The sequence below is a fragment of the Phosphitispora fastidiosa genome (genome assembly GCF_019008365.1).
GTDB lineage: Bacteria > Bacillota > Thermincolia > Thermincolales > UBA2595 > Phosphitispora > Phosphitispora fastidiosa.
The window spans coordinates 1-25,786 of sequence record NZ_JAHHUL010000001.1; the positions used below are offsets into that span (position 1 = coordinate 1).

The window sequence follows — 25,786 nt, forward strand, 5'->3', positions numbered from 1 at the left end:
CTTGATAACAGCAGAAAATCAACAGTATTCATACATAAAACGTCATTTGTGATATAATCTCTCCAAGTATGTTATAATAGAAGTCGTATTTTATGACATATATTAGAAGAAATCGGACTTTTTCAATGAACGAGTTACTAGCATTCTTACAAGAGCACTTTTACTTATACCGTTTTCCTGGGCTATTTTTTGGATCTTCTCGTTTTCATTTTCGGTAAAACGAATAGTAATTACCTTGGTTCTATTTGGAATAAGAATTTCTTTATCTTCCATATTTTCAAGTGGGTTATAGTTGTCCTTATCATACTTTTCTGCATCTCCTAATAATTGTTCATCAGTAATTTGCCCTAGACTGGCAACGTCTTTAACCCTTTTGACCTTTATTGTTCTTCTTTTTCTTTCACTCATTTTGTAACACCTCTCTTTCTTGGAAATATAACTGTGTAAGACCTGAATCAGCCCAATAGGCAGTTATGATATAAAGGTTTCCATCCGGGAACAAACGGCCAACAATAAACATGACTTTACCGGTTTCAGTCTCGCAAAGGATTTCATAAAGGTTGCCTGAAGATTTTTCTTTGTCCAAGGGAGTGACGGATTTTTGTCTGGGTTTCATAACGAGTATGAACGGGTCACTCAGCGCATCAACTAAGTCGTCAACATATACTTTGTGTTTATCTATTAATTTCAGTTCAATATCCTCTTTAAGGATCAAGGTTCCATTAAAGCATTTTAAAAATTCAGAGCTGAAAATTCTTTTAAATATCACATGGTTCACCTACTTGTGACAAAGTATGACATTGTATAACGATGTATTACAATCGCGTTATTATTATATATTATTTTAGGGTTTGAAGCAAGACCCGGCACATCGCCTAACATTTTAGCCGTGTTTCCGCAGTTGAGCATGCAAAAACACCGGTTAGGCACTGGCCCTACCGGCGTCAAGTCATTACTCAATATGCTCAATTGCGGCAACACGTGTTGGACGAAGCCGCGGGTTCAGAAACATTATGGGGATTCAAAGTTTTGTAAACCCCGGCTAAACTCTTGATAACAGCAGAAAGTCAACAGTGGACATGAGGGTGGAACATAAGGTTTTGTCCCCAGGTATGCAGGACAAGGGTAGCGCCAATTTGTGCACCCAGGTACTTCTTATCACAGGCAAGTTCCTTCAGGGTATCTGAAGCAGCTTGGAACAGGATAGAATACACTTCTTTCTGATTCCTGAGAGCAATTTGATTAAGCTCCTCAGGTATAGTAAAAACCACATGAAAATATCCTGCCGGCAGCAGATCCTGACGCCTGTCCTTCAGCCACTTTTCTTTGGTTATCCCCTGGCATTTGGGACAGTGTCTGTTGCGGCAGGAATTATATGAAATTTTCACATGGCCGCATTCGTCACACTCTTGTACATGGCCGCCAAACATAGAAGTGCGGCAGAACTCTATAGCATGGACAGCTTTTAACCTGAACGAATTTTTGGGGGAGGAAACAAAACAGCCAGTTTTGGCCAGCCACCCATATCGAGTGTTGCGCCGAAACTGGTAACAGCTAGGTGAAGTGTACACAGAGAACCATGCAGGCCGTAGGGAGGCCGTACTCCTGAAGAACATTCAGCCCCGTCAATGGATGCCTGGAGGGTCTGTCGGGGTCCAAGCACGCGGCATGTATGGAGAGTAGTACTGAGAACTTGGGTGACCCTGTAAGTTCCGGCGTTCCTACCGTGACGGCGTAATAACCCGGACTTTGGGGTCACAAATGCAGACCAAGCGTGTTAGCGAAAGCAAAAATGAGCAGCAAATCACTGCCCATATTTGTAGAAGTTACTCTATTATAATCGTTCTTGAACATTTCGTCCGCTATACATTATGCGTAGAATATGTACTGTACTGTCAGAATCTCTAACGATATAAAATACAAGATAATTGCTGGTAGGAAAGAATCTTAATCCTCTTGAAAGCCAAGGTTCTTTCTTGTAAAGAGTGTGTCTGTCTGGCAAGGTGTTTAATTTTAATATCTCCTGTTCAATTGTGTCACATAGATTCATAGCTATTCTTGGCTCTAATAATTCCAAAGCGATATACCTAAAAATATTCTGAAGATCCTTTTCTGCTTCGGGCGTAATGATTACTTCGTATTCTTTCATACACCAAGTCCTTTTCGAATGTCAGAAAATACTTCTTTTACGGGGCGCCCTTTGTTTGCCAAATAGTCTGTGAACCCTTTCTCTATTTCAGTATCAAGCTCCGCTTCAGTCAAAGAATCAAAAGATTTAATTTTTGACGGTGCAAGTTTTAGGTCAAAGGGGATTGCTTGATTAATAACTACCTGCTTTAAGAAAAGTCCTACTGCATTTGACATTGAAATTCCTAATCCGTTAAATACTTTTTCAGCCTGTTCTTTTACATCGGGTTCGACACGTATATAGAGATTCGAAGACTTAGCCACAAAATCACTTCCTTTCTTTAGAATTTATTATATATCAATTGTACGCACAAAAGCAATGCTTTATGCAAAAGATTGCCACTGATATCTCCTTGGCCGCTGCAACAATTTGAGCCCGTATGTCAGCCAACTGAGCTTTGTGTGTCATGAGTATGCTAATGTACTCGCGGAGAACACGTATGTTGGACTGTTGGGGATAATTACGGGATATCTGGCATCCTGCAGGATGCAGCTAATTGGTTTTGAATAATTCCCAGTAGACTCCATAATGACATTAGGCCTCATGCCAGTGAGGTATTCCATATGTTCGAGACGGTCAATGACTTTTGAAACGTCCAAACTGTTAAATCCCAACCAACTCAGACGTGGTATGAATGCCTTTAGAGGGAGTGGATACTTTATCAGGAGCAAAAACCGCGCCAGCCGGTGGGGCGGGAAAGTTCATTTAGCTCCAATGCGATAGTACGCCAAGCAAAGCTTGGTACTGCCCATATCGAGTGTTGCGCCGAAACTGGTAACAGCTAGGTGAAGTGTACACAGAGAACCATGCAGGCCGTAGGGAGGCCGTACTCCTGAAGCACATTCAGCCCCGTCAATGGGTGCCTGGAGGGTCTGTCGGGGTCTAAGCACGCGGAGGCAGACTGATGACTTACAGGGAGTCGGATTAACCCATATTACTCTGAGTGCGGGAAAGCCGTCCACATGGGGAAGGGGTTAACAGGAATATGCAGCCAGCAAAGGAAACATTAACCGGGCATGAAGGACTGGAGAAATTAATGCAAACCTCACTGCGGGGAATAGCATAGAAGGCAGAACAATTTCATTTAGTTTTGTCTAATCCTCAAGGCCGGGAATCTGTGCGGGGGGCGTCGGGCAACCGGCGTTCCTACCGTGACGATGAAATATTCAACCTGATTTGGGGTCAAAAAAAAGATGGCTTTTGGCCACCTCGAATTCATTTCATATACTTTTTTATAGCATCCCAAAAGTTTTCTCTTGTTCCGGCCATGACTACTACTACCAGCTCGCCTTTTTCGTTTTCTGCTAAGTAATAGGCTATTTCATAATTTGCTCTGTTATGATATACATCACATCCTAAAATGCCTGCTAAATCACCAGTTTTACGGTCGCCGTAATCAGGATTTTTCCGGATTTCCATTAAAGCAGATTCATACTTTTTCTTTAGCTTTTTGTCTTTAAGCTTTTTGAAGTATTTTTCAGCAGGGCTCAAAAAGACAATCGGTAGCATACTAATCCTCCCTGCCCGAGAACATTTCTTTCATCTTGTCGTCTCCAGAGCCATTATTGTTTTTAGCGATAAGTTCGGCTTCTTCAAACATTTTTTGTATCGCAGGTCTGATCTGCGAACGGGTTTTTTTGAACTCATCAAGCAGTTGTTCACCCTGAAATCCTTTGGCAATTAGGTCTTTTAGTATTTCTTCGGCAAATTCGGTTTCTTGTTTTACTGGTCTAATGATAATTTCAGAGTTCGTCATAATACATTCAACTTCTTGACCGATATTGAGGCTGTCATAAAACCTTTGAGGAATAGTAATCTGACGTTTCTTTGATACGCTAATCCTCTTAGAATCTACGAAGCGTCTTCCTGGGTCTGACGGACCAATTGACATATTAAACCCTCCAGTTTGTAAATACCTATAACTTGGTTGCTTGGTTTCCTTGCTAGTAGTATATCATATAATGAGAAGTTTAAACAAGACTTTTGGGGTAGGTTGAATACATTATACGAACAACGGGCTAAATGGCTCGGCACAAGGCCTCGGCCCAACTTTCCCCGTCCTCGGCTGTCACGATTTCTGCGGTAAGTGGGGTAGTATGCAAGAGCAAAAATCGCGCCAGCACAGTGGGCGGGAAAAGTTCATTTAGCCCCAATGCGTTAGTACGCCAAGCAAAGCTTGGTACTGCCCATATCGAGTGTTGCGCCGAAACTGGTAACAGCTAGGTAGAAGTATACACAGAGAACCATGCAGGCCGTAGGGACAGTATGGAGAGTAGTACTGAGAACTTGGGAGACCCTTTAAGTTCCGGTGATAAAAAGCCGGTAGGTCTGACAATCGAAAAAGAGGCAGACTGATGACTTACAGGGAGCCGGATTAACCCATATTACTCTGAGGGCGGGAAAGCCGTCCACATGGGGACGGGGTTAACAGGAATATGCAGCCCGCAAAGGAAACATTAACCGGGCAAGAAGGCCTTTAAACTAGTCCCTGAGCATAGCATGAACATCCTCAACCGTCCTAAATTCCTTGGCCAATTCTCTGATGGATTTTTCTTGCATGGTTTGCATATCGACAAGCATGTCAAAAAGAAAAAAGACCCTTGATAGGTCTCTAAAGGTTATCCCAAAAGTCTTTTTCTGTTATTTGGAGTTGGTGCCTTAATATTCTTTTCCATAAGTGCCTTGGGATTTCTTTATGTGTTGCATGACTCACTTTTGTTTGAAGAACCAATCCACTAATCAAAACTTTTTCAAAATACCAGTGGTCTGTGTTACGAATACATACCCAACCGTTCTTTTCACAAAACTTCTTCAGGTCACCGAATTTAGGTGGCAATTATGTCTCCAGTAAACTACGAATTTCTTCGTCATTCTCACAAAGTAGGATTCGTAACACATATGGAAAGTGGGGACGGCGGTTGGGGGCATTTAGAAACAGTTGTGAACGGCCAATATAGTCTTGGGCATAGTCTTTAAGGTCTTGAACTAAATCAATAATAGCTTTATCAAGAGTTTCAGCATTAACATACATTTCTAGAATGTCTAGAGCTAAGGTTACTGAACCGTCTTCCTCGTTCAATACTTCTGGCTTCAAGGAAAAATTAGACAAAAGCATTTTCTGAAGATCGGTTCTGAGCAAAAGCACTTCTTCGGCTTGCTTGCGTTTAATTATCATAGGCTTATAACTGTTAAACACTTTGTTATACATAGAAGTAAAGTCTTTTCGCGCATCGGTAAATTGAAGTTCATCTAACATTTTCATGACCTCCTTTCATTTCATATAATAACATATTATGCACATAATGTACAGAATGCATATTAGAAATAAAAGGCGGCAACACGTGTTGGACGAAGCCGCGTGTAGTGATTTTCGTCCTGGATGTAATACTCTGAGGGCGGGAAAGCCGTCCACATAGGGAAACAGAAGGAAAAACAATTTCATTGTCGTTTTTCCATGTATTCTTTCATTTCAAGCAAATTGCTAAATTTTACTGAATTAGCAATTGCTTTTGCAGTACCGGAAGCGATGATATCTCTATCTTTATCAAACTTACAAGTTCGCCATATTCCATCTTTCCCTATACCACAATAAAGATTTGACCCTTTTTGTTGGAATGGTCATACTAATTTTCTCAACCTCCTTCATTGTTACAAAGAAGGGCGGTCAAAAAGTTACTATTGTATAAGAAATGAAAAAAAAGCAATAGCAAAACACGTCTGCCAATGGTAGACTTAAGAAAAGTAGTGACGAAAGGAGACATAAAATGCTGCTGGTTTTAAATTGTCTTGTTGAAGATGAAAGTGCAGATGAATTTGATATGGCCATGTCAATACTGCTTAAGAACACTAATTGCGTTTACCAAACTTATAGAGCCAGTCAAACAGAAAGTATCGCAGATTTACATCGGTATTCCCATCTTCTGATATCAGGTTCTGAGGCCTCAGCTTTAGACGATAATTCATGGGATGAATTACTGGTTACAACCATTGACCGCTTTATTACAGACAAAAAGCCTGTTTTAGGTATTTGTTACGGGCATCAATTCCTTGCCAGAACAATTGTTGGTAAAGAATGTCTTAAGAAAAGAGAACTGCCGGAAATAGGGTGGGCTAAGATTTACAACTGTTCCAATGAGTTGTTTAGAAGCGTAAATGATGCAGTGAGTGTTGTCTTACATTATGATGAAGTAGCGTATTTAACTGACGATTTTCGGATAATTGCTTCCTCTCAATCTTGTCCGATTCACTCTTACCAGTATAAAGACCTCCCAGTCTGGGGAATCCAATTTCACCCCGAATACAATTTAGAACTGTCAAAGGAAATATTTGAGTTGTTTTCTAAAACTGAGCCAAAATTTGATCAGAGTTTCATTAACGATTTGGATAAGGAAAGTGACCTGGAAAATATTACAAAAGTCATTAAGAATTTTATCAATGTTAAGGAAACAGGTGGAAGCCGGTGAAATTAATATATACTATTTTGATTATCGTAAATATTTGCGGATTTATTACTATGGCTTATGACAAGTTTCGGGCTAAAAGCGGGGGGCGGCGTATTCCGGAAATTAATTTTTTCATTACCTCAGTGCTGGGCGGAGCTGCCGGAGTTTTTTTAGGCATGAGGATATTTCGGCACAAAACCAAGCATTATTCCTTTGTAATCGGAATTCCAATTCTATTTGGATTAAACATTTTAAGCGCTTATTTATTTTTTCAAGTATTTTCTTAAAGTCCCAAACAAATTAAAGGAAAATGTCGAAATGTGTCGAAAGAAGGTATTTGTGAATCTTAACAACATTATGTAAGGTGTGGAAAATGCAGGCGAAAAATAAGTCCGTAACAAAAAAGCAAGCTCAGTTTTTGGGTGTTCAGGGGATATGGGTCTTATACTTTACCTCAATAATATGCGGGGCCATACTGATGGCTTTGGAAATTGTAGGCGGCCGGCTATTGTCGCCGTTTTTCGGAGGTTCTGTCTATGTCTGGGGAAGTATAATTTTCGTTTTTCTGACCGCGCTCAGCACTGGCTACTATGCCGGTGGGATTGCATCTGATAAAAAACCAAGTCTGTCTGTGCTGGCAGGCTTTATCGCTTTGGCTGGCATACTGATTCTGTTTATTCCCCCCCTGGTAGTTCCCTTTGTTAAATTTACTTTTGCTATTGGATTGGGTAATTACGGAACTCTGGTTGTAGCCATGCTGTTATTTTTTTTACCCAGTGTAGGATTGGGAATGGTGTCACCATACATAGTTAAGCTGGGGATAAAAGAATCAAGCCGGCTGGGAAATCTGGTGGGCAAGTTTTATGCAGTTTCAACTGTAGGGAGTATTATCGGTACCCTGGCAACCACATTTGTGCTGATCCCATGGTTTGGCATAAGGCATATTATCTTTGCTTTGGGTATTATCCTGGTTATCTTGGCAGCAGCTATTTTAATAATGAACAAAAGGCTGCCACAGACTGTCCTGGTCATCTGTCTGCTGGTATTATCACTTTTTGCAGTAACAACAGCTAACTCCAAAGAAAGCAGCCAAGGCGGAAAATTGATATACCAAAAAGAGACTGCTTACAATAATATCAGGGTAGAGGACTACTACAACCGTCGATACCTCTTGTTTAATGATACCGAACAGAGTGTTACCGATAAAAATCAGCCAAATGTACATATTTGGCCATATACCGAGCTGATGGATAATGCCGCCGGGTACTACCGGCCAGATGCCACTGATATGCTGGTTATCGGAATAGGAGGCGGTACGGTTATCAACAGTATGCTGACGAAAAACCCCGATCTCTTTGTTGACGCTGTTGACATCGACGCTGAGGTTATTAAAGTGGCATATGAATACTTTAACATGCCTGACAGTCCCAAGCTCCAGGCAACAGCCGGTGATGGCAGAGTCTTCCTGAGAGATAAAAAGAACCGGTATGATGTAATTATGGTTGATGCATATAACCGCACTAGCATTCCCTCACACCTGACCACCAGAGAATTTTTTACTGAGATGGCAAGCGCTTTGAACCCCGGTGGTATCATAATCTTTAATATTGTCAGCAGCATTGAAGGCGATTATAGCACGTTCTTTAAGAGCTTATTGCTTACTTCGCAACAGGTCTTCCCTGAATACCGTCTATTTCAGGCAGAAACAGAAGACCCGTCTGATTTGGATAATTTAATCCTGATTGCCTCAAGGGATAAACTGGGTACGCCAGACCGACTTGCAAACCGGCCCGAATACAAGGGAAATATCGATCTCAGTAAAGCCATAGTGCTGACAGATGATTATGCTCCTGTAGACACTCTGGCATTAAAAATTATGTCACTTTACTAAACATGTACCAGTGAGGTTGAAAATGACAGGCATTTGGCCAAAAATAAAAAAAATAAAATTAAAGTCACGTACCAAGCTACTAATGGCATTAGTACTATGCATCACGGTTATTCCCTGGTTTTCATTTGAGGCTCTTGAATACATAGAGCAGCCCGGATTTTGCAGCAAGTGCCATTCTATGACTCCCCATTTCAGTTCATGGGCTAAGTCAGGCCACAGTCAGGTCAATTGCTACAATTGTCATGGAGACACGAAACTGAAGCTGCAGATGGATGATGCCGCTAAGGTTGGAGAGAAATATACTCTTTCCAGGGATATACTCACAACCAACAAGGCAGTCAAAGTTTTTGGTAAAATCATTGACTGGATGTCTGGGTATGCTGAGGTTATTTCCGATTATACAGACAAAAAAAATAAGCAGCTAACGTTTCTTTTTGACATGTATACAGATACTTCTGACGATGTCAACAAACAGCGTTCCTGGAATAGCTGTGTCAATTGCCACGAGGGTTTCCTTTTTTCTCGTACGGGAAATGACCATTACGGCCATTTTAAGCACACTGGAAGTGGAGTGATTACCTGCCGGCAGTGTCACGGAAACCTGGTGCATGAACAGAAGGCTGAGATTAGCAGGGAAGCATGTCTTAACTGCCATGACAAAGAAATTCCCAAACCTCCGTCACACGTCCCGGATTCTTTTAAATTAAGTCACGGCAAGGATTACCTGACAGAAAAGAATTGCAGCCTGTGTCATGTTCAGGGTATTCAGGAACCCATTTGTCAGGATTGTCACAAATTAGCGATGCCACATCCGGAAAACTACCGGGAAGGCCATATACCCGCCATAGCAGAGACCGGGGTGAGAACATGTTTTAACTGTCATCAGGAGGATTTTGATGAGCAACCGTCAGAATCGGCACAACCGTCCGCTTCCAACCCTTTGGACAGAGCATCGTGCAGTGTTTGTCACGGGGTCAAGATGCCCCATACAGGTGATGTGTTAAAAGAGCATACAGGGCTGGCAAAAAGGTCCGGGCTGAAGAGTTGTTCATACTGCCATCAAACATCTCCGGGGCAAAAAGACATGGCTGTAGCCTGTACAGACTGCCACGGGATGGAAGTTCCGCATCCACAGGGCTTTCAATATAAGCATAAGGAGGTGGTTGCGGCAAAAGGTCAGGGTGTGTGCAGCTACTGTCACTCTCCAAAGAACCCGATTAATCCGGGAGCGCCATGGGCAAGTCCGAAATTCTGTCTGGACTGCCATATGAAGAATAAGCCTCATGACCCCGGCTTTAAAGCTGAACACCAGTTGGGGTTCTATGACCGCAACAGGTGCAGTACATGTCATCCGACGGAGAATCACTGTTATGAATGTCATTTTGGGGAGTGATGAAAGTTATAAAATATAGAAGAAGTTCAGAAAAACATGGAGATTAAATAAATTACTACACATTGTAGAAATAATTGGTTTTAGAAGAAGGAAAATGTCGAAAGATGTCGAAATGGTGTTATGTAAAAGACATGGCAGAGACAAAATGGCAACAAATATTAGTTAGCGTATATTGCTGCAAAGCTTAGAAAAACGCGGTTGTGTCTGAGGTAGTGAACTATTGAACAATTAGTTTATTTAGGAGTGATAATAGTTGTCTGATTTATCGGTAAAACAGCAGAAAAAAACATCTGTTCCGATTCTGGTTATAATTTTGGTTTTGCTGGCAGCTAATATAGTGATGGGATTTCTTACTGTTAAAAAGTATATTGCCAAGGAACCCACTGTTGACCCTCAAGTAGTACAACTCAAAAGCTATTTGGAAAAAGTCAATGCTAACCCCACTGACCTAAACAGCAGGTTACAGTTGGCTTATACCCTGCAAATGATGAATAAGTATGACGAGGCTAAAGAGCAGTACATGGAGGTTCTCAAAATTGAAGAAGGCAACCTGGCAGCCAACTATAACCTTGGGGTCATGGCCCAAAAGGAAGAAAAGTTTTCCGAGGCTGAGGAGTATTACCAAAAGGTTTTAAAATTAAAAGCTAATCATGTTATTGCTGCCATCGGTCTTGGGGAAACTTACCTGACTCAGGGGAAATATGATGATGCTATCATAACTGCCGACAAGGTTTTGGAATTGGAACCTGGCAAGACCGATTTACACCTGCTTAAAGCCAGGGCTTATGAACAAAAGGGAGATCCCGAAAAGGCGGCAGAACAGTACAATAGGGTTCTTGAATACATACCTGATGATCCGGAAGCAGTTGAGGGACTGGAACGACTGAAGTAGGAAATTTGAAAGGAGTTTAAGATGAAGGGGAAACACAAGGCTAATATAATTATCGCAGTATTGACAGTGACCCTTGCCATGATGGCATATATATACATTAGTATTCCGGAATTCGGGGGTGGCGGCATTGTATCCGCCCAGAAAAAGAAAGTCGGTAAAATAGAATTTCTATTCGCGGTTTACGGACCGGGGAGGGGTATCCTTCCCAGCCTGAACAAACCAATGTCGGTGGCATCTGACAACGAAAACAATATTTACGTGTCTGACAGTGGGAATAACAGGGTAGTTGTTTTCAACCGTAAGGGCGAGTTTATGTTTGAATTCGGTTCCCGGGGGGTAGCTCACCCGAGGGCAGGCGAACAAGCTGACTGGAGTCCCGGGAAGTTTAATTATCCTTATGGAATTGATATCGATGAAGCAACAGGAAACATATTTGTGGCTGACCTCGTTAACAAGAGGATACAGATATTTGATAATCAGGGTAAGTTTCTCGACTGGTTCCCCAAAGAGCCTTATGGCGGTTTTGCTGATGACATCTTCCCACTGGCCATGGATATCAGGAATGGAAAGGTATATGTAGCCAACCCGTTCAATATAGTAGTTTTCACCACTAAGGGCGAGTTTGTCAAGGACTTTGGTATGCCCGGAGACGGAGATGGCCAGTTTGACCGTCCTAACGGCATCGCCGCCGGGGAAGATGGGACCATTTATGTCGCTGATTCTAACAATTTGAGACTACAGGCCATAGACCCTGACGGAAAAGTAAAATGGGTGTATGGCAAGGTTATCAATGCCTTTGACAATTTCAACAGAAAGCCCCAGGAGTTTGAGCTGCCGCGTAATATTGCGGTAGGGCCTGATGGCAACATCTATGTGATTGACAGCTTCGATTTCAATATCAAAGTACTCTCCTCTAAAGGAAAGTTACTGGCTGAAATGGGCCAGCGCGGTGTTGATGACGGGACCTTTAATTTCCCCAATGGGATAGCGGTCACCGGGGATAAAATCATCTATGTGGCAGATAAGGGCAATGATAGGGTACAGGCTGTCAGATTGACTGATTTTGTTATCGAAGATGAAAAAAAGGAATAAAATTTTATATTTTAAATATTACCTGAAAATCAGGTAGCATCATTTTGAGAAAGGAGGTGAAAAAGATGCGAAAAATTACTTTAGTTGCTGTAATGGCTGTTTGCATGGTTTTATTGACAGCAGGAGCCGCCCTGGCTGCTCACGGCGACAGTGGTGACCGTACCGGTTACGCTGAAGCAGGTGGATGTAGCGGGTGCCACCCTACCGGTGTTGACAAGCACACCTTTGGACCGCACGGCGGGTATACCTCCACCAGTAACAAGTGCCAGTTGTGCCATGAGGTTCACGATGCCGGCAGTGCACGCTTATTGCCTGGTCAGACAGTTACAGATGCCTGCCAGCATTGCCACGACATTACCGGAACTGATACAGCTCCGTATTATGCCAGTGATCTTCCGAGTCCGGCTTACGGTTCAGATGTTAAGGCAGCCCACAGGGTATTTGGTACTATAGAAGGCACTGTATTCAATGATGTTTACGGTTCTACCACAATCCCTGGCGGTGATGCCACCAGCGGTGGTGACAGTGAACTTGATGTAACCGGTCAGGGCGCCCTTTCCGGGACTGACTTCACCTGTAACAGCTGCCATACACCTCATGCGATTGCCGGCAATACTGTTGGTATTTACCTTGGCGAGTCTCATGTCAAAGCCACTACAAAAGATTTACAGGCTACGGAGTTGAAGCTTTACCTCACTAACCGGATCCTCAAGAGAACCGTTAACGGTGTCGATACCGGCGGTACATACGGTACCGAATGGTGTGCCGGTTGTCATCAAGGTCGTGATAACATGGGTGATGCCTTTAACCACCCGGTTGACGAGTCCGGTCTTGGCTATGATATGTTAGGCGCTGCTTTACCTGCCGGTGCAACCTGGCTTAACAGTTCAGATGAGGCAACGGTTGTTGACAAAGCTTATCTGTTTGTTGATACCGCAGGTCTGAATGGAATTGCTGACCTTGATGTAGATCCACGGACCAATATGTGGTATGCAATGGAAGGTACAGACCCGGTAAATGGTGATGCTGTCCGTCCTGACGGATTTGTTCCGTTCGCTGATTATGACGACGGCCTCGGTCCTAGCTGTCAGCAGTGCCATGCCAGTCCGCGTAACGTGGATGGGGCCTTCTGGGCAGGTTTAGACACAGCAGGTGATGGCGCTCCATCAAGAGGTACTTTCCCACACTTAAGTACCAACACAGCTCTGCTGGTGGAATCAGGTGATGACTTCTGCACCAACTGCCATAACTTGAACTTACCATAAGAATAACGACTTAAGAAGATTATTTTTAGAAACCAACTTAATAAAATCAAAACTGCAACCTGGAGGTTGCAGTTTTGATTTCCAAAACAAACATGGGAGTTATATCCTTTTAAACAAACATGTAATCCGGAAGAGAGTGAAAAAAGTGCGTAAGATTATTTTAGCTGCTGTCCTGATATTATTTACAGTGATACTGCCTTCAGAGGCCGCTTATGCGGCTCATTCTGACATTGGTGATCGTACCGGCTGGGATGACCTCTACGAGGCCGATGGTTGTGACGACTGCCATGGCGGAACTGCTGCCAATAACTCAGGCTTGCACGGTAGATATACAGCCTCCAGCAGCAACTGCCAGATATGCCACCAGGTCCATAATGCCGGTAATGCGCGGTTGCTGCCGGCGCAGACAGTAACTGAGGTCTGCCAGTTCTGCCATGATATTACCGGAACCAATCTGGCGCCGTACTTTACCAGCGACCTTCCGGACCCTGCCTATGGAAATGATGTTCAGGCCTCTCACCGGGTTTTTGGAGCTTTAAACGGCTTCAATTATAATTCAGAATATGGTTCCCCAACAATTCCCGGCGGTGATGCGGCTACCGGCGGAGACGCCCCGCTAAATACCGCCAGTCAGGGCAAACTATCAGGCACGGACTTTACCTGTGGCAGCTGCCATTCACCACATGGAATTAATGATAATACTGTAGATATTTACCTCGGTGAGTCTGCTGTCAAGGAGACCGAAAATGGCTTAAGCTCAGGACAGAGAAGAATCCACCTGACTAACAGGCTCCTTAAGAGAGAGATAAACGGGGTCGACACCGGCGGAACTTTTAGTGCCGCATGGTGTGCCGGATGTCATCAGGGGCGGATTAATAAGATGACAGTGAGTGACGGAGTATATTCTTATGACCATCCGGTTAATGGGACAGGGATGGCCTATGATCTGCTTGGTATTGGCAGGAATAACGCTTCTGAGTGGATTAATGGTTCAAGTTCTGCAGAAGTGATTAATAAAGAAAATGTGTTTATTGACAGCAATCCCGCCCCGGCAGGAAACGCCGATCTCAGCTTCGACCCGCGGAGCAACAAGTGGTATGTGATGAATGACACTGACCCGATGACCGGTGAAACGCGTCCTGATGGCAGTGTTCCTTATGATGCCGAAAATGGACCTGTTTGCCAGCAGTGCCATGCCAACCCGCGTGATGTCGATACGGCATTTTGGGCAGGATTTGATATAAAAGGAGCCGGTTATCCATCCAGAGGTACTTTTCCACACTTGAGTACCAACAGCGCATTGCTGACTGAGCAAAACGGTGATGACTTCTGCACCAACTGCCACAACCCAAATAATTTCAGGATTTAAGCACAAACTGCAACCATAAGGATGCAGTTTTCTAGGTATCATCACTTATCTGCAACTGGAATTGGAATAACCGGCATTCCTGCGATATATTGCAACCTCAGGGATGTGTAAAGCTTCCCTGAAGGAACAAACCATTAAATTGAAGGGTGATTTGGCGGCGTGGATTCCTCATCAACGGATATCATCTTGCCTGTTTTTATACCATACACTTGCCATTTATCACCTTTTTTACGCAAATCAAAAGTTAATGTCACCTGATATTTTTCCGTTTTTACCTTTGTAATAATTATTGATTGATTGTTAACTTCGTCAACATGAGGGTCAGGCTCAAATGTCCAGGTTTTGATTTTACCGATAGGCTGCTGCTGTTGGGAGAGTTTTTCTTTAAATTTTTCACGATCTTGGGGCCAGGAACTGTAAACACTATATGTTACCGTCTCTTTTAGTTTCTCATAATCAAGGTCCCTGAGCCCTTCGAGGTATGTGTTAACTACCTGTTTTTGAATCGCTGCATCGGGTTTTTTAGGACCCGCAAACGGTAAACTACTACAACCGGTAAAAATTGAAGACAGAATAAGTACAAGTATCACTGATAATATTCTTGACACCATTTTAATTTATGCCTCCCTCATGATGTGTTGAATATATTATATGATTATATTCGACAAAAAACAATATCCATTTGGGCATAGCAGTGGCAGACAGGAATTATGGTTCAGAATGAAGCCGAAAAAATGTATATGTAAACATATATTTAAGTAATATTATATTGAAATGTTTTTTTATCGAAGGAGGTTGTACATATGGGATGGCTTGACCAGCAGGTTTCCAGGAGGCTGGTGATGCTGCTGAACTTACCGAAATCTGTTCCCCTGGTATGGAATCTTGTCTGGGATAAGAGGGTCAAATGGACAGCCAAGCTGGTCTTCCCGGGAGCGGCCCTAGCATATTTCCTGCTGCCCTATGACCTGATTCCTGACTGGATTCCTCTCCTGGGACAGCTTGATGACCTGACAGTGATGTTCTTATTAATGGAACGTTTTATTTCTATGATTCCGGATTATATAGTAAATCAGTATTAATAAAATTTACAATTTTATCTTTAGGGAAGGAGTTTGGCAGCTCCCGTTGAACTATATGCCAGGAAAGCAGTAGAGGAGGGAGTTTTAGTTGCTGCCAGAAGATCTTTTATTAGTCTCCAGGGGAATCAAAAAAGCTGACCTGGTCCTGAAGAATGCCCGGGTGGTAAATGTTTTTTCCGGCGAGATTGTCAAAACCGGTATTGCAATTCATCATGGATATATTGCCGGGCTGGGAGATTACCGGGGAAATAGTGAGTATGACCTGGCCGGCAGTTATGTGACTCCCGGTTTTATTGACGGGCATATACATATTGAGAGTTCTATGCTGCTGCCACACAACTTTGCCAGGGCGGTAGTAGTCTGGGGAACCACTACAGTTGTCGCTGACCCTCATGAGATAACCAATGTCCTGGGAACAGACGGGCTCAAACTAATGCGGGCCAGCGCAAAGCTTGGTCCGATTAATGTGGAAATGATGATACCTTCATGTGTTCCGGCAACTGATATGGAGACATCGGGGGCAAGGCTTGAGGCAGCTGAGATCAAAGAACTGTTCCGCCAGGGAGGTTTCTGCGGCCTTGCTGAAGTGATGAACTTCCCCGGGGTTATTAACGGTGTCCCTGAGGTTATGGATAAACTGAGGAGCGCTTCGGGCGCAATTATTGATGGGCACTCACCAGGCCTGACCGGCAGGGATCTGAACACATATATTGCTGCCGGAATTAGGTCTGATCATGAATGTGTCTCAGCTGCTGAAGCAGTGGAAAAACTGGGCTTAGGTATGTATATCATGATCAGGGAGGGGTCTACGGCAAAAAATATGGCTGCACTGCTCCCGGCTGTGAACACATTCAATTGTGCAAGGTTCATGCTGGTAACTGACGACGCCCATGCTGAGGATCTGCTTCACGGTCACATCAACCTATTACTGAAAAAGGCCGTGGCAGCGGGGGTTGATCCGGTTACAGCGATAAAGATGGTTACTCTGAACCCGGCAGAATATTTCCGGATGAAAAACAAGGGAGCTGTTGCTCCGGGATATCGGGCAGACCTGGTGGTACTTGACAGCCTAACGGATTTTCACCCTCTGATGGTGTTCAAGGACGGCCAGCTAACTGCTGAAAACGGCCAACCGGCATCGCCCTGGCCAGGGGTTAATTTTCCGGTGATGACAGCCATGGATGTTAAATTGAAGGAAAATCCTTTTGTAATCTGCGCCGAAGGTAATCAGGCAAGGGTTATTGGCCTGGTCCCGGGGCAACTCTTTACCAGGTCATTGACTGTGAGTCCCAGGATAGTTGACGGATATGCCGTGCCTGACACTGCAAATGATATTTTAAAGATTGCTGTCATTGAAAGACACCAGGGCTCCGGTAATGTAGGGCTGGGCTTTGTACGGGGTTTGGGACTGCAAAGGGGAGCGCTGGCCTCATCAGTGGCCCATGACAGCCACAATATTATTGTTGTTGGCTGCAGTGATGCCGACATGGAAGCGGCTGCCAGGGAAGTTATCAACTTCGGCGGCGGTATGGCTGTTGCTTCGGGAGGCAGGATTAGAGCAGGATTACCCCTGCCTGTTGCCGGGTTAATGACAGACAGTGATGCCTCCGAAGTATCACTGAAAATTTCCGAGTTGAAAAAAGCTGCCGGTGAACTGGGATGCAGGGTGGATGAACCTTTTATGGCGATGTCCTTCCTGGCGCTGCCGGTTATTCCGGAGTTGAAAATAACCGATAAAGGGCTTGTTGATGTCAATGAATTTGACTTTGTATCTCTGTTTGTCTAAGACCATCCGTAGCAAACGTTTATCTTTTTCTTTAAAGGGAATGATAAAAGTAAAAGATAAATACGGAGGGTTGTGTTATGGAAATATTCTTAAGGTCCCGGGTTCCCTGGGAGGCTGGACCTAACCTCAAAGAAATGACCGATGAGGTTGGGGTTGATATGGACAGTTTTGTTGAAGCAATCGGAGCTAACCGGACCGATGTGGAAATGGCATCTGAGTTCGGGGTTAGTGAAAAAACGATAGAGACGCTAAAGGAACATTTCTACAGTAAGGGACTTGGCACCACTGTAGGCCAGGATTAGGGCAGCCTTAGGCTGCCCTAATCTGTATTCTGGACCCAGCCCCAGCTTTCGACCGGTTCATCTTTGACTTTATCGTCCTGCTCTTGTCTCATTTTATGTTCCTGAAGTTTTTCACTGTCATCAGAAGCTTTCGAGGGAGTTTTCAATGTATTGTTATCTATCCAGTCTTTGTTCTTTCTATCACCTGTCACTATAAATTTCACCTCCGTTTCCTTTCCGCTTGCCTTAAGTAATATTATGTGTCACGAATAATCCGCTATGCAGATACAGAGGATAATCAGGGGGAACGGTGAATATATAAGATAAAATAGGTTTGAGTAAAGGTGAAGTGATATGTTGAAATGGATTTTGGTTTTTATGCTGATTCCGGCAGCCGAAATATTTATCTACATTCAACTGGGCAAATATGTGGGAATGCCGGCGGTTGTGCTGCTTATTCTGGCCACCGGGGCTGCCGGCGTGATCCTGAGCAGGCAGCAGGGATTCTATATCATCCAAAGGTTTCGGGAGAATCTGCAGTCAGGGGTTGTCCCGGGGAATCAGCTGGTTGACGGTCTGCTTGTCCTGGTGGGATCAATTCTGCTGCTGGCCCCCGGGCTCCTGACAGACCTGACGGGATTTATATTCCTACTGCCATTGACACGTGTTTATGTCAGAGAATTCATTAAAAAAAGGCTTCGCAGATGGATTGATGAGGGGAAAGTCATTATTTATTAAATGTAGCGCTTGGACACTTGTTGTGATATAATATTCAAAATAAATGAGGGGTATAAAAAAACGAAGGGGGAGTCGGTATGGCGGCGATAAGAATTGCACAAGAAGGACTCACATTTGATGATGTGTTATTGGTACCTGCCAAATCAGAGGTTATTCCAAAAGAAGTTGACACAACGACCTATTTGACCAAGAAAATTAAGCTTAATATACCCTTAATGAGCGCCGGTATGGATACAGTTACCGAATCAAGGCTGGCAGTTGCTATTGCCCGCGAGGGCGGCATAGGGATAATACATAAGAATATGAGTATTGATAAACAGGCTATGGAAGTAGACCGGGTGAAACGTTCAGAACATGGTGTTATAACTGATCCAATCTTCCTGTCACCTGATCATCCTGTCAGTGATGCTCTGGAAATAATGTCAAGGTACAGGATATCAGGAGTACCTATTACAGTTGATAATATTCTGGTTGGTATCCTGACAAACCGTGATTTGAGATTTGAAACTGATTATACCAAAACTATCAAGGAAGTAATGACAAAAGATCACTTGATTACCGCACCTGTGGGGACAACCCTTGAAGAAGCCAAGAATATCTTATGGCATCATAAAGTTGAAAAGCTGCCCATTGTTGATGACAAAAATCACCTGTTGGGTTTGATCACGATAAAAGATATTGAAAAGGCCAGGATTTATCCAAATTCGGCGAAAGACAGCAATGGAAGGCTGGTAGTAGGAGCTGCTGTCGGAGTATCCAAAGATATGATGGAACGCACTGCAGCCCTAGTTAGTTCGAAGGTTGACGCAATATGTGTGGATACAGCCCACGGTCACTCCAGAGGAGTACTTGATGCGGTATATACCATTAAGTCAAAGTACCCGGAAATCGATATAATTGCAGGAAATGTTGCTACTGCAGAGGCCACCAGAGACTTGATTGCGGCTGGCGCTGACTGTGTCAAGGTCGGCATAGGTCCGGGTTCTATATGTACAACCCGTGTAGTGGCAGGAATCGGAGTTCCTCAGGTAACTGCAATCGCTGACTGTGCCGAGGAAGCAGGCAAGACGGGTACACCTATCATTGGTGATGGCGGGATAAAATACTCCGGAGATATTACCAAGGCTGTTGCTGCCGGAGCGGATGTTGTCATGATCGGCAGCCTTTTTGCCGGAACTGAGGAGAGCCCGGGGGAACTGGAAATTTACCAGGGACGCAGTTTTAAGGTATATCGCGGCATGGGCTCAATGGGCGCCATGAAAGAAGGCAGTAAAGACCGTTATTTCCAGGAAAACGAGCAGAAATTAGTTCCCGAAGGGATTGAGGGACGGGTGCCTTTCAAAGGCTCCCTTTCGGAAACAGTGTACCAGCTGGTTGGCGGTCTCAAAGCGGGTATGGGATACTGTGGCACTGCCAGCATCAATGATTTGAAGACAAAGTCGGCATTTATCAGGATCACAAATGCCGGTCTGCGTGAGAGTCACCCACATGATGTTACAATTACCAAAGAAGCGCCCAATTACAGTGTTTAAGCCGTTGCAGCGCTTAAACTAATGCTAAAATAAATATTGGAAATAATATTGAAAAAGTGTTATAATAGTTCATGCGAGATGCCAAATTGGGGGTGTACTTCAAATGATTGACAGGGATACACTGCGGATGGTATTGGACCAGTACCTGTCAGGCCGGGTTACAAGAGAAGAGATATCCGACTGGGCATATAATATGATCAATGAACAGGGTGAAACAAGTGATCAATTGGTGAACGAGGTTCTCTTTAATTTGGTCAGCTTTCATGATGTTGGCATGATATTTGAACAGTACCGTCCTAGCCGGGAGAAATTGGAATACTTTATTAACTGGCTTGAAGATGACGGAGAATGCGGCTGGGATCAGTATACTGCTATGTTTGATCCCGGTAAGCTGATGTAGTAGTTACACATCCCACTAACCAAAAGGTTAGTGGTTTATTTTTCTATATAGCTGATTGTTATGAGGAGAGGTGTCGTCAATTGTTTGGGTCGATAGAAGATGTTAAAGAGAGACTGACCAAACAGAATTATCTAATTAATTACAGGGCAGCCACCGCTGTATTTTTAGCAGTTAAGCTGCAAAAACCACTTCTTATCGAAGGCCCTGCAGGTGTTGGGAAAACAGAACTGGCCAAAGCCGCAGCCGGCGCACTGGATACCGGCCTTATCAGGCTCCAGTGCTATGAAGGGTTAGATGAATCAAAGGCGCTTTTTGAATGGAATTACCAGAAACAACTGCTTCGCATCCAGGCAAACCACCTTACCGAAAAGACTTGGGAAGAAACCAAGGCCAATATTTTTTCGGAAGAATTTTTCCTTGCCAGACCGCTGCTGCAGGCGTTAAAGGCAGAAAATACCGTTGTCTTACTGGTTGACGAACTGGACAAGAGTGACGAGGAGTTTGAAAGTTTTCTATTAGAGGCGCTCTCTGATTATCAGGTATCCATTCCGGAGCTGGGTACAGTTAAAGCAAGGTCTATCCCTATTGTTGTATTGACCAGCAACAACTACCGGGAGTTCAGTGATGCCCTGAAAAGACGGTGTATCCATTTATATATTGATTACCCTTCTCTGGAGCGTGAACTGGCTATAGTGAGAATAAAAGTGCCGGAAATAAATGGCATTCTGGCTGAGAAAATCGTGGAATTCGTACAGTCACTGAGGAAGATGGTCCTCAAAAAGTCTCCCAGCATTTCCGAAACCCTTGACTGGGCACGGACCTTGGTCTTGCTGGGGGCGGACTCTTTAAATGAGGAACTTGTTATGAATACAGTCAATATTCTTTTGAAATACCAGCAGGATATTAAAAAGGTTGAAGAACGAATAAGCGGTCTTCTGCCGGAATAAAGCCGGGTGAAACAAATTGGATAAAGCTATTCTTCAGTTTGCCGTACTCCTGAGAAAGGCCGGGATAAGGGTCTCGCATGCAGAGGTTACCGAAGCCTTGAAGGCAATTACCCTAACCGGAATTGACAGGGTTAATTTTTTTAATGCCATTTCGGCAACAATGATAAAAGTGCAGACAGATATGCGCATATTTGAAAAGATATTTGAATATTACTTCAACCCTGAATTTATGAGTGCCCGCCATGATAACTGCAGCAGGTTTGGCCCGTTGGTTCCAGCTAATCCGAAAACCACCTGTCAGGGAAACGACATTGTTCCGGGAATGAGCAAAGGGAGAACCACCGGATTTGGACAGGGCAGGGGACTGGCTTCCGCGGCAGTTGATAACTTCATCCAGGTCATTCAGGCAGGTGTCCCTGAAGAAATGTCCGCATTGGTTAAAAAGGGGGTTGCAGGCCTCGGCAGGCTGGAAGAAGACGACCTGGAGGACATGAAAAATGCCATCAGACAGGTTAAAGTATTTCTGGAATGGAACATGGGCATATATAAACTGGAAAATACAGCGAGTGAACTGGATGAAAAAACCTGGTTGGTTTGGCAGGAACGCTTAAAAAACCTTGAAGATATGCTTTACCTGGAGCTGGAAAAAAAATTAATCATTGAACTTGGCTCAGATGCGCTGGAAACAGTTTTAATCAGAGAAAATATTAATCAGCTGGATTTTTACAGACTTTCTTCCCAACAGACAGCAGAAATAAGAAAAAAAATAAGTAAAATAGCGCATAAATTAGCCTCAAGAGTGTCGTTTCGACAAAAACGGTCAAAAAGGGGACGGATTGACCTGGCCGGGACTATCAGAAGATCAATGTCATATGGAGGTGTACCAATAAAGCCTGCCTATCGCGACCACTATCCTACAAGGCCGGAATTTGTTGTCCTCTTTGACCTGTCAGGTTCAGTGAAAATATTCAGTGAGTTTATCCTCCAGCTTGTCTATTCCATTCAGAGCAGGTATCTTCATGTGAGGTCATTTGTTTTTGTGGATACTCCTGACGAAGTAACCGGATATTTTCAGAACAGAGAAATTGAAGATGGGATTAAAGACATCTATAATCTGGCCAGATTCTCCAAAACAGCATTCTCTGATTATGGCCAGATGTTTATTGATTTTAATGAGAAGTATCTTGAGATTCTTAATAAAAAGACTACTCTGGTTATTATCGGGGATGCCCGCAACAATTATCACAGGGATCATGCAGACTGCTTCCGGAATATGTGTCAGGAAGTCAGAAAAACTATCTGGCTGAACCCGGAACCTGTTGAAAGCTGGGACAAGGAAGACAGCCTGATATCACTTTACGGAGGATTGTGTGACCAGGTATTCGAATGCCGGAATTTGGAGCAATTAGACAGGGTAGCCAGAAAAATTATATAATGTGAAATATTTTTCGAGTCTATCGACACATTACGACACAACAATTGGAAATCTTCTGGTATAATTTTATATGTAAAGCGATAAAATTTAATATGAGTATCGAAATGGCAAAACCAGTGAAAACTGGGGGCGCAAAACTGCGGGTCTAAAGCTACAAAAGCTATGACAGCCGGGTTACCGAAGTGCTGCTTCACCTTTGGTCCGGTATCTGATGATCGATACCGGTTAATTTATGTTTTGATAGGTGGCGGCAAAGGGGAAGGAGGAGTCCTTAGTGGATCTTGTGCAGGAGATCGAAAAAATGCAGCGGGAACTCAATACCTTGGCGGAAGAAAAAAACAACATTTTAAGTGACCCCGAAATTTATCAGCAGAGTTGCATTATTGACAATATGATCGTGCAATTCATGAAACTTGGTGATTCCAAGGGATAGGCCAATCAGGCCTATTTTTTTTTGCAAAATCAACAGAAGTTTTATTATAAACATATTGACTATTAGCTAATCATAATCTATACTTGGAAATGAGAATACTTCTCAGTGGAAAATACTTCTCAGTGAAAAATGCTTCTCAGTAAAAAGTAATTATCAGTAGAAAACATCATATTAAAAAATGGGGGGAACGGAGTATGAACCTGGATAAATGTAAAAAGGGACATAAGGTAAGAATTACCGGTATCGGCAATAGTGATATCAGAGCACAGGCAATCAGGTTCGGGATTTCTGAAGGGGAGATCGTTTGTTGTGCTGAAGTTGTGCCTGCAGGTCCGGTTGTGGTGCAGAAGAACAACCAGGAAATTGCCATCGGCAGGAGGCTGGCACGACAGATTGCAGTGGAACTTATCAGTTGACATATTATGTGACAGCAAAGGAGATTTGAAATATTATGCATTGTCATGATAGCGGTGTTAAAATTAATATTCCGCCAGATTCAAGAAAAATCGTTTTAGCCGGTAATCCCAATGTTGGTAAATCAGTATTTTTCAATGCTCTGACAGGATTATATGTTGATGTATCCAACTACCCTGGCACAACTCTTGAGATTTCCCACGGAAGATACGGAAATGATGTTATCATTGACACTCCTGGAGTTTATGGCATCTCATCATTTAATGATGAGGAAAGAATTGCCCGGGATATTATCCTTGAGGCTGATGTTGTAATCGATATCGTAGATGCAGTCCACCTGGAACGGGATCTTTTCCTGACCCAACAGATAATAGATACAGGTGTCCCAGTGGTAGTTGCCCTGAATATGCTTGACGAAGCAGAGAAACAGGGAAGAAAGATTGATACTGATCTTTTGGAAGACCTGCTGGGTGTTCCCGTTATCCAAACCGTAGCTGTAAAGCAAATGGGCATGGATGAGCTCAAAGGGAAAATATGCAGCGCCCGCTCAGGCCATATTGACATCGGGCTTCATAGCAAGTTACATGAACTCCATGACCGGGTTGCCAACCAGGGAGAGGCTCTTCTGATACTGGAGGGAGATTCCGTAGTAGCAGAACGGCATGGAATTGCCCCGGGTTCTGAAAGGGAGGAAATTTACCTTAACAGAAGGGCCAGGGTAAATGATATAGTGGGACATGTTGTCTCAGAAGGCTGCAATAATTCGGGAATTGGTACAATCTTGGGCAGAATGATGATTAAGCCTGTTACCGGAATACCGATTCTGGCATTTTGTCTGTATTTAATGTATAAATTTATTGGTGTTTTTATTGCCGGTGATATTGTCGGCTTTACCGAAGAAACCCTGATGCAGGGTAAATACGAACCTTTTATCAGATCCTTGGTTGGACAGTATTTCAATGAAAGTTCTGTACTGGGTACAATTCTTATTGGTGAATTTGGTGTTTTGACAATGACCGTAACATATATACTCGGACTCCTGTTACCCCTTGTTTTTGGATTTTATCTGGTACTTTCTGCATTTGAAGATTCCGGTTACCTTCCCAGAATAGCTGCCCTTACAGACCGGGCTCTATCTGGAATCGGATTGAACGGGCGGGCTGTAATTCCCATCATTCTCGGTTTTGGATGTGTTACCCTGGCTACTATTGTAACCAGAGTTCTGGGTTCGGAAAGAGAGCGGCGGATTGCTGTGTTTCTGCTGGCGCTGGCTATCCCGTGTTCAGCTCAGCTAGCAGTTATTGCGGGTTTGATTAGTTCCTTAGACGGGGTGTTGGTTGCCCTCTATGTTATTTCCATCCTGACTGTGCTTATTGTTACAGGTACACTGCTTAACAGGTTTTTACCGGGTGAGTCGACAGACCTTTTGATTGACCTGCCGCCATTAAGGATGCCCAGGATTGAGAATGTACTCAAGAAAACAGTTACAAAATCATATCACTTTGTCTTGGAGGCAACACCGCTCTTTGCAGGAGGCGCTCTCCTGATAGGAATCCTGCAGGTAACGGGTTTGCTGGAAATGCTGCAGAGACTGCTGCAGCCGGTTACTGTTGGCTGGCTGGGGATGCCGAAGGAATCGGCAACTATTTTTATTATGGGTTTTGTCAGGCGTGATTTTGGCGCAGCGGGGCTGTACAACCTGGGTCTGAATGAATTTCAGACTGTAATCGGCCTGGTCACAATTACCCTTTTTGTGCCCTGTATAGCCTCAACTCTGATTATATTTAAAGAACGCAGCCGGCGGGAAGGATTTATTATGTGGTCCGGTGTTTTATTCCTGGCCTTCATCATCGGTGGTTCCCTAAATCAGGTTTACCAGGTCACCGGGTCTGTATATGCTGTAATTATCGGCTTGGTTTTAGTCCTGGTGGCTGTTCTGCTGCTCACGAAAATTTTTGTCAGAAAACCAAAATTAACATCAGAAGGAATAAACTATGGGCGATAAAACTAAAGGTAACAATAAAGAGAGCAAAAACAAAAAGGCTGACGACGCAATCGAATGCCCAACATGTGGGAATAAAATCAGCGCCCCCAAAAGCCTGAAATGTCCCAGGTGTTTTTCATCTATCGTCAAGCTGGGGTGTGGGGGAAACTGCAGCGGGTGTGCAGATAAATGTTAAATTATTGCAAAACTGCGCTATTTAAA

General features: G+C 43.6%; 29 protein-coding genes, 1 pseudogene and 1 riboswitch. Of the genes and pseudogenes, 20 read left to right on the forward strand and 10 right to left on the reverse strand.

Going from position 1 to position 25,786, the window contains the following annotated elements; all coding sequences use genetic code 11:
- Positions 1 to 102: 102 nt before the first annotated feature.
- From Ga0451573_RS00005 to Ga0451573_RS00040, 8 genes and pseudogenes are all read right to left on the reverse strand, one after another.
- Complete coding sequence (locus Ga0451573_RS00005) at positions 103 to 408, reverse strand: plasmid mobilization protein (RefSeq protein WP_231681816.1); 306 nt, start codon at positions 406 to 408, stop codon at positions 103 to 105.
- On the reverse strand, positions 401 to 769 hold the full coding sequence (locus tag Ga0451573_RS00010) for a hypothetical protein (RefSeq protein ID WP_231681817.1): 369 nt from the start codon (positions 767 to 769) through the stop codon (positions 401 to 403). The genes Ga0451573_RS00005 and Ga0451573_RS00010 overlap by 8 nt, the downstream gene beginning before the upstream one ends.
- 301 nt (positions 770 to 1,070) lie before the next feature.
- Positions 1,071 to 1,466, reverse strand: a pseudogene (locus Ga0451573_RS00015) (IS91 family transposase); the annotation flags it as partial.
- A gap of 368 nt (positions 1,467 to 1,834) precedes the next feature.
- A complete protein-coding gene (locus tag Ga0451573_RS00020) occupies positions 1,835 to 2,149 on the reverse strand; it encodes a type II toxin-antitoxin system RelE/ParE family toxin (protein ID WP_231681818.1) in 315 nt (104 codons plus the stop codon).
- On the reverse strand, positions 2,146 to 2,451 hold the full coding sequence (locus tag Ga0451573_RS00025; RefSeq protein ID WP_231681819.1) for a type II toxin-antitoxin system RelB/DinJ family antitoxin: 306 nt from the start codon (positions 2,449 to 2,451) through the stop codon (positions 2,146 to 2,148). The genes Ga0451573_RS00020 and Ga0451573_RS00025 overlap by 4 nt, the downstream gene beginning before the upstream one ends.
- A 952-nt stretch (positions 2,452 to 3,403) precedes the next feature.
- Positions 3,404 to 3,697 (reverse strand): type II toxin-antitoxin system RelE/ParE family toxin, encoded by a 294-nt coding sequence (locus Ga0451573_RS00030; RefSeq protein ID WP_231681820.1) that lies wholly within the window; start codon positions 3,695 to 3,697, stop codon positions 3,404 to 3,406.
- A gap of 1 nt (position 3,698) precedes the next feature.
- Entirely contained in the window at positions 3,699 to 4,079 is a 381-nt protein-coding gene (locus Ga0451573_RS00035) for an AbrB/MazE/SpoVT family DNA-binding domain-containing protein (RefSeq protein WP_231681821.1), read from the reverse strand.
- A gap of 945 nt (positions 4,080 to 5,024) precedes the next feature.
- Positions 5,025 to 5,444, reverse strand: a complete 420-nt coding sequence (locus Ga0451573_RS00040; RefSeq protein WP_231681822.1) for an exoribonuclease R — start codon at positions 5,442 to 5,444, stop codon at positions 5,025 to 5,027.
- Between the two features lie 508 nt (positions 5,445 to 5,952).
- Here Ga0451573_RS00040 and Ga0451573_RS00045 point away from each other — a divergent pair.
- The 8 genes from Ga0451573_RS00045 to Ga0451573_RS00080 all read left to right on the forward strand — a co-directional run bounded on the left by Ga0451573_RS00045 (position 5,953) and on the right by Ga0451573_RS00080 (position 14,532).
- Entirely contained in the window at positions 5,953 to 6,651 is a 699-nt protein-coding gene (locus Ga0451573_RS00045; RefSeq protein ID WP_231681823.1) for a type 1 glutamine amidotransferase, read from the forward strand.
- On the forward strand, positions 6,648 to 6,917 hold the full coding sequence (locus Ga0451573_RS00050; RefSeq protein ID WP_331459358.1) for a DUF1294 domain-containing protein: 270 nt from the start codon (positions 6,648 to 6,650) through the stop codon (positions 6,915 to 6,917). Before Ga0451573_RS00045 ends, Ga0451573_RS00050 begins: the two co-directional genes overlap by 4 nt.
- Positions 6,918 to 7,108: 191 nt before the next feature.
- The gene (locus Ga0451573_RS00055; protein ID WP_231681824.1) at positions 7,109 to 8,521 is read left to right on the forward strand and encodes a fused MFS/spermidine synthase; all 1,413 of its coding nucleotides are present in this window, start codon (positions 7,109 to 7,111) and stop codon (positions 8,519 to 8,521) included.
- 22 nt (positions 8,522 to 8,543) lie between these two features.
- Positions 8,544 to 9,914, forward strand: coding sequence for a cytochrome c3 family protein (locus Ga0451573_RS00060; protein WP_231681825.1), 1,371 nt, complete (start codon positions 8,544 to 8,546; stop codon positions 9,912 to 9,914).
- Positions 9,915 to 10,167: 253 nt separating this feature from the next.
- The gene (locus tag Ga0451573_RS00065) at positions 10,168 to 10,806 is read left to right on the forward strand and encodes a tetratricopeptide repeat protein (RefSeq protein ID WP_231681826.1); all 639 of its coding nucleotides are present in this window, start codon (positions 10,168 to 10,170) and stop codon (positions 10,804 to 10,806) included.
- Positions 10,807 to 10,827: 21 nt separating this feature from the next.
- Positions 10,828 to 11,898 carry an NHL repeat-containing protein gene (locus Ga0451573_RS00070; RefSeq protein ID WP_231681827.1) on the forward strand — a complete coding sequence of 357 codons (1,071 nt, stop codon included), beginning with the start codon at positions 10,828 to 10,830 and terminating at the stop codon, positions 11,896 to 11,898.
- A 65-nt stretch (positions 11,899 to 11,963) separates the two neighbouring features.
- Positions 11,964 to 13,163 (forward strand): cytochrome c3 family protein, encoded by a 1,200-nt coding sequence (locus tag Ga0451573_RS00075; RefSeq protein WP_231681828.1) that lies wholly within the window; start codon positions 11,964 to 11,966, stop codon positions 13,161 to 13,163.
- Between the two features lie 145 nt (positions 13,164 to 13,308).
- Positions 13,309 to 14,532: a cytochrome c3 family protein gene (locus Ga0451573_RS00080; protein ID WP_231681829.1), complete on the forward strand. Its 1,224-nt coding sequence runs from the start codon at positions 13,309 to 13,311 to the stop codon at positions 14,530 to 14,532.
- Between the two features lie 134 nt (positions 14,533 to 14,666).
- Here Ga0451573_RS00080 and Ga0451573_RS00085 read toward each other — a convergent pair whose 3' ends face one another.
- Complete coding sequence (locus Ga0451573_RS00085; protein WP_231681830.1) at positions 14,667 to 15,143, reverse strand: hypothetical protein; 477 nt, start codon at positions 15,141 to 15,143, stop codon at positions 14,667 to 14,669.
- A 192-nt stretch (positions 15,144 to 15,335) separates the two neighbouring features.
- Here Ga0451573_RS00085 and Ga0451573_RS00090 point away from each other — a divergent pair, with 192 nt between their 5' ends.
- The 3 genes from Ga0451573_RS00090 to Ga0451573_RS00100 all read left to right on the forward strand — a co-directional run bounded on the left by Ga0451573_RS00090 (position 15,336) and on the right by Ga0451573_RS00100 (position 17,702).
- Positions 15,336 to 15,614, forward strand: coding sequence for a YkvA family protein (locus Ga0451573_RS00090; RefSeq protein WP_231681831.1), 279 nt, complete (start codon positions 15,336 to 15,338; stop codon positions 15,612 to 15,614).
- 88 nt (positions 15,615 to 15,702) lie between these two features.
- Positions 15,703 to 17,400, forward strand: a complete 1,698-nt coding sequence (gene ade, locus Ga0451573_RS00095; RefSeq protein ID WP_231681832.1) for an adenine deaminase — start codon at positions 15,703 to 15,705, stop codon at positions 17,398 to 17,400.
- A 77-nt stretch (positions 17,401 to 17,477) separates the two neighbouring features.
- Complete coding sequence (locus Ga0451573_RS00100; protein WP_231681833.1) at positions 17,478 to 17,702, forward strand: helix-turn-helix domain-containing protein; 225 nt, start codon at positions 17,478 to 17,480, stop codon at positions 17,700 to 17,702.
- Positions 17,703 to 17,719: 17 nt separating this feature from the next.
- Here Ga0451573_RS00100 and Ga0451573_RS00105 read toward each other — a convergent pair whose 3' ends face one another.
- Positions 17,720 to 17,893: a hypothetical protein gene (locus tag Ga0451573_RS00105; RefSeq protein WP_231681834.1), complete on the reverse strand. Its 174-nt coding sequence runs from the start codon at positions 17,891 to 17,893 to the stop codon at positions 17,720 to 17,722.
- 142 nt (positions 17,894 to 18,035) lie between these two features.
- Between Ga0451573_RS00105 and Ga0451573_RS00110 the strand changes: the two genes are divergently transcribed.
- From Ga0451573_RS00110 to Ga0451573_RS00150, 9 genes are all read left to right on the forward strand, one after another.
- Positions 18,036 to 18,419, forward strand: a complete 384-nt coding sequence (locus Ga0451573_RS00110; protein ID WP_231681835.1) for an FxsA family protein — start codon at positions 18,036 to 18,038, stop codon at positions 18,417 to 18,419.
- A 77-nt stretch (positions 18,420 to 18,496) separates the two neighbouring features.
- A complete protein-coding gene (gene guaB, locus Ga0451573_RS00115; RefSeq protein WP_231681836.1) occupies positions 18,497 to 19,951 on the forward strand; it encodes an IMP dehydrogenase in 1,455 nt (484 codons plus the stop codon).
- 103 nt (positions 19,952 to 20,054) lie between these two features.
- Positions 20,055 to 20,351, forward strand: a complete 297-nt coding sequence (locus tag Ga0451573_RS00120) for a hypothetical protein (RefSeq protein WP_231681837.1) — start codon at positions 20,055 to 20,057, stop codon at positions 20,349 to 20,351.
- 80 nt (positions 20,352 to 20,431) lie between these two features.
- Positions 20,432 to 21,298: an AAA family ATPase gene (locus Ga0451573_RS00125; RefSeq protein ID WP_231681838.1), complete on the forward strand. Its 867-nt coding sequence runs from the start codon at positions 20,432 to 20,434 to the stop codon at positions 21,296 to 21,298.
- Positions 21,299 to 21,314: 16 nt separating this feature from the next.
- Complete coding sequence (locus tag Ga0451573_RS00130) at positions 21,315 to 22,733, forward strand: VWA domain-containing protein (RefSeq protein WP_231681839.1); 1,419 nt, start codon at positions 21,315 to 21,317, stop codon at positions 22,731 to 22,733.
- A 96-nt stretch (positions 22,734 to 22,829) separates the two neighbouring features.
- Positions 22,830 to 22,915: riboswitch (cyclic di-GMP riboswitch) on the forward strand.
- Positions 22,916 to 23,007: 92 nt separating this feature from the next.
- Positions 23,008 to 23,166, forward strand: a complete 159-nt coding sequence (locus Ga0451573_RS00135) for an aspartyl-phosphate phosphatase Spo0E family protein (protein ID WP_231681840.1) — start codon at positions 23,008 to 23,010, stop codon at positions 23,164 to 23,166.
- A 194-nt stretch (positions 23,167 to 23,360) separates the two neighbouring features.
- On the forward strand, positions 23,361 to 23,582 hold the full coding sequence (locus Ga0451573_RS00140) for a FeoA family protein (protein WP_231681841.1): 222 nt from the start codon (positions 23,361 to 23,363) through the stop codon (positions 23,580 to 23,582).
- 35 nt (positions 23,583 to 23,617) lie between these two features.
- Positions 23,618 to 25,585, forward strand: a complete 1,968-nt coding sequence (gene feoB, locus Ga0451573_RS00145) for a ferrous iron transport protein B (protein WP_269438020.1) — start codon at positions 23,618 to 23,620, stop codon at positions 25,583 to 25,585.
- Positions 25,575 to 25,760 carry a hypothetical protein gene (locus tag Ga0451573_RS00150; protein WP_231681842.1) on the forward strand — a complete coding sequence of 62 codons (186 nt, stop codon included), beginning with the start codon at positions 25,575 to 25,577 and terminating at the stop codon, positions 25,758 to 25,760. Before feoB ends, Ga0451573_RS00150 begins: the two co-directional genes overlap by 11 nt.
- The last annotated feature ends 26 nt before the right edge of the window (positions 25,761 to 25,786 follow it).

Bases quoted from the DNA above. Each gene is read 5' to 3' on its own strand.
- Ga0451573_RS00005 (WP_231681816.1), bottom strand. From the start codon at position 408: ATGAGTGAAAGAAAAAGAAGAACAATAAAGGTCAAAAGGGTTAAAGAC.
- Ga0451573_RS00020 (WP_231681818.1), bottom strand. From the start codon at position 2,149: ATGAAAGAATACGAAGTAATCATTACGCCCGAAGCAGAAAAGGATCTT.
- Ga0451573_RS00030 (WP_231681820.1), bottom strand. From the start codon at position 3,697: ATGCTACCGATTGTCTTTTTGAGCCCTGCTGAAAAATACTTCAAAAAG.
- Ga0451573_RS00035 (WP_231681821.1), bottom strand. From the start codon at position 4,079: ATGTCAATTGGTCCGTCAGACCCAGGAAGACGCTTCGTAGATTCTAAG.
- Ga0451573_RS00040 (WP_231681822.1), bottom strand. From the start codon at position 5,444: ATGTTAGATGAACTTCAATTTACCGATGCGCGAAAAGACTTTACTTCT.
- Ga0451573_RS00045 (WP_231681823.1), top strand. From the start codon at position 5,953: ATGCTGCTGGTTTTAAATTGTCTTGTTGAAGATGAAAGTGCAGATGAA.
- Ga0451573_RS00055 (WP_231681824.1), top strand. From the start codon at position 7,109: ATGGCTTTGGAAATTGTAGGCGGCCGGCTATTGTCGCCGTTTTTCGGA.
- Ga0451573_RS00060 (WP_231681825.1), top strand. From the start codon at position 8,544: ATGACAGGCATTTGGCCAAAAATAAAAAAAATAAAATTAAAGTCACGT.
- Ga0451573_RS00070 (WP_231681827.1), top strand. From the start codon at position 10,828: ATGAAGGGGAAACACAAGGCTAATATAATTATCGCAGTATTGACAGTG.
- Ga0451573_RS00075 (WP_231681828.1), top strand. From the start codon at position 11,964: ATGCGAAAAATTACTTTAGTTGCTGTAATGGCTGTTTGCATGGTTTTA.
- Ga0451573_RS00085 (WP_231681830.1), bottom strand. From the start codon at position 15,143: ATGGTGTCAAGAATATTATCAGTGATACTTGTACTTATTCTGTCTTCA.
- Ga0451573_RS00090 (WP_231681831.1), top strand. From the start codon at position 15,336: ATGGGATGGCTTGACCAGCAGGTTTCCAGGAGGCTGGTGATGCTGCTG.
- Ga0451573_RS00100 (WP_231681833.1), top strand. From the start codon at position 17,478: ATGGAAATATTCTTAAGGTCCCGGGTTCCCTGGGAGGCTGGACCTAAC.
- Ga0451573_RS00110 (WP_231681835.1), top strand. From the start codon at position 18,036: ATGTTGAAATGGATTTTGGTTTTTATGCTGATTCCGGCAGCCGAAATA.
- guaB (WP_231681836.1), top strand. From the start codon at position 18,497: ATGGCGGCGATAAGAATTGCACAAGAAGGACTCACATTTGATGATGTG.
- Ga0451573_RS00120 (WP_231681837.1), top strand. From the start codon at position 20,055: ATGATTGACAGGGATACACTGCGGATGGTATTGGACCAGTACCTGTCA.
- Ga0451573_RS00140 (WP_231681841.1), top strand. From the start codon at position 23,361: ATGAACCTGGATAAATGTAAAAAGGGACATAAGGTAAGAATTACCGGT.
- feoB (WP_269438020.1), top strand. From the start codon at position 23,618: ATGCATTGTCATGATAGCGGTGTTAAAATTAATATTCCGCCAGATTCA.
- Ga0451573_RS00150 (WP_231681842.1), top strand. From the start codon at position 25,575: ATGGGCGATAAAACTAAAGGTAACAATAAAGAGAGCAAAAACAAAAAG.